Below are 2,595 nucleotides of genomic sequence, written 5' to 3'. Positions count from 1 at the left end.
CCCGAACTAACCAAACTACAACACATTTTCCACAAAAAGGAATAGAAAATCCTGCAATTACATGTCTTTTTGTACAAAAAACATCCACAAGAAGAATCCAAGAGCATTTTTTGAATGATTTTCAATGTATTTGCATGATTTTCCATGTACAAATGTTCTTGTATCTCCTATCTTTGTTGATACAATTTCAGAACTAATACCTTTATTTAATTATGAGAAAGATTCTTATCGCATTTATGTTTATAATGAGCTGGGGATTCACCACTTCTACTGCACAAAAACTACCACCACAAAAAGAAACACTGGAAGTGATGATTAAAGTAAACAAGTATTTCATGGAGAAATATGCAGATTACCGGACTCCCAGTTTTGTACGTAAAGTTACCCGCCCTAGTAATATCTGGACCAGAGGAGTATACTATGAAGGATTAATGTCTCTATATTCCATTTTCCCCCGTGCAGAATACTACGATTATGCATACAACTGGGCTGAATATCATGACTGGGGTATGCGAAACGGCAATACTACACGCAATGCAGACGATTACTGCTGTGGACAAACTTATATCGACTTATATAATCTTTGTCCCAAACCTGAAATGCTGAAAAATATCAAATCTAACATGAACATGCTTGTCAATACTCCACAAGTAGGAGACTGGACATGGGTAGATGCTATTCAAATGGGTATGCCAGTACTGGCCAAAATGGGACACTTGACAGGAGAACAAAAATATTTCGACAAGATGTGGGATATGTATGAATTCTCACGTAACCAGCTGGGAGGAAAAGGATTGTTCAATCTGGCAGACGGACTCTGGTGGAGAGATGCTGATTTCTTACCCCCATACAAAGAGCCCAATGGCGAAGACTGCTATTGGAGCAGAGGAAACGGATGGGCATACGCCGCACTTGTACGTGTACTCGACGAAATTCCTGTAAACGAAAAACATCGTCAGGATTACATCAATGATTTCTTACTCATGAGCAAAGCACTGAAAGCTTGTCAGCGTACAGATGGATTCTGGAACGTAAGTCTTCATGATGCCGGAAATTACGGTGGCAAAGAAACTACAGGAACTGCTTTGTTTGTCTACGGAATGGCATGGGGAGTGCGAAACGGATTACTGGATAAAGAAGAATATTTGCCCATTCTATTAAAAGGCTGGAATGCCATGGTAAAGGATGCTGTTCATTCCAATGGCTTTTTAGGTTACGTGCAAGGAACTGGGAAAGAACCTAAAGATGGACAACCTGTCACTTACGAAAGTGTCCCAGACTTCGAAGATTATGGAGTAGGATGTTTTCTGCTTGCTGGTACGGAAGTCTACAAACTACAATAACGGCATTAGACACAATAGGTAGAAATGTTTTATTTCTTTCCGTAAAAAGGAATGGGTGTGCCTTTTCGCACACCCATATTTTATTTGCTCAATGCCCGGGAACGCTCTCCCAAGTAACCACCATGATGGCGCTTACTGTATTCTTCAATAGTAAAGCCTGTCTTACGCATGGTCTCTACCACCAAAATATCTCCTATTACCGTCATCACAGTCGTAGAAGTTGTAGGGGTCATTCCCAACAGACAAACTTCATCGGGATGTCCTGTAGCCAGACAAATATCTGCTGCTTCCGCCAGTGGACTATCCGGGTTTCCCGTGATGACGATTTTTTTCAATTCCGGATCCAGACGCGCAGCTAGTTCTGTCAGCTCCACAATTTCTCTTGTCTTGCCTGAATTGGAAATCAAAAGCAACAAATCATTCTTTTGCAGAATTCCCAAATCGCCATGCTGCGCTTCACTAGGATGTAAAAACACAGAAGGGATTCCTGTAGAACAGAATGTAGTGGCAATATTCATGGCTATCTGTCCAGCCTTGCCCATACCACTGGTCACCAGTTTTCCACCTTTCTCATACACCTGTTCCACAATCAGCTCTACCGCCTTCTCATATCCGTCTGTTATCGGAATACTCAGCACGGCCTGTGCTTCACGTTGTAATAAATCTTTTATTGATGAATTCATAAGATTATGATTAAATTATAATTTTATTCCAATAAACGGGTCAGTTCCTCCAACGTACTCGCCACTTCAAAATAATTTTTCAACGGGCGATGTGCAAAATGTGTTTCCTCCAAGCGGTTCAAAAAAGCCAATATATCATCCCAGAAGCCCTCCACATTATAAAAAATCACCTTTTTCTGATGATAACCTATACTGCATGCAGCCATCACATGAAACACTTCGTCCAATGTACCAATTCCACCTGGCAAAGCCACCATCACTTCCGATTCCTGCAACATAATATCTTTCCGGTCACTCAAGTTTACCGAATGAAATGTCACATCAAGTAAATCGCTGACTCTTCCATGTTCCTCCAATTTCGTAGGAATAACTCCCATTATCATAGCCCCGTTTTCTTTCGCACTTTTGGCAAGGACTTCCATCAGCCCCGTATTAGAGCCTCCGTAAACCAGCCATTTATGATGCTGGCCCAACCATGCACCCAGTTCTTTGGCTTTTTCCATAAAAACAGAATCTATCGCATCCGAAGCCGAACAAAAGACTGCAATTTTATTCATATATTAGTTTTA

At 41.1% G+C, this 2,595-nt stretch carries 3 protein-coding genes; 1 reads left to right on the top strand and 2 read right to left on the bottom strand.

Annotated features, from left to right (window positions below):
- The first annotated feature begins 212 nt into the window (after positions 1 to 212).
- Complete coding sequence (locus ACMJ0U_RS03500) at positions 213 to 1,343, top strand: glycoside hydrolase family 88 protein (protein ID WP_417128210.1); 1,131 nt, start codon at positions 213 to 215, stop codon at positions 1,341 to 1,343.
- A gap of 80 nt (positions 1,344 to 1,423) precedes the next feature.
- On the opposite strand, the gene ACMJ0U_RS03495 is transcribed toward ACMJ0U_RS03500, so the two are convergent.
- Positions 1,424 to 2,026 (bottom strand): SIS domain-containing protein, encoded by a 603-nt coding sequence (locus ACMJ0U_RS03495; protein WP_417128208.1) that lies wholly within the window; start codon positions 2,024 to 2,026, stop codon positions 1,424 to 1,426.
- A 23-nt stretch (positions 2,027 to 2,049) separates the two neighbouring features.
- Complete coding sequence (locus ACMJ0U_RS03490; protein WP_417128207.1) at positions 2,050 to 2,583, bottom strand: TIGR00730 family Rossman fold protein; 534 nt, start codon at positions 2,581 to 2,583, stop codon at positions 2,050 to 2,052.
- Between the last annotated feature and the right edge of the window lie 12 nt (positions 2,584 to 2,595).

This window comes from Phocaeicola sp. (genome assembly GCF_048170425.1).
In the GTDB taxonomy this organism is placed as follows: Bacteria; Bacteroidota; Bacteroidia; order Bacteroidales; family Bacteroidaceae; genus Phocaeicola.
This window is presented reverse-complemented; position numbering and strand designations above follow the sequence as displayed.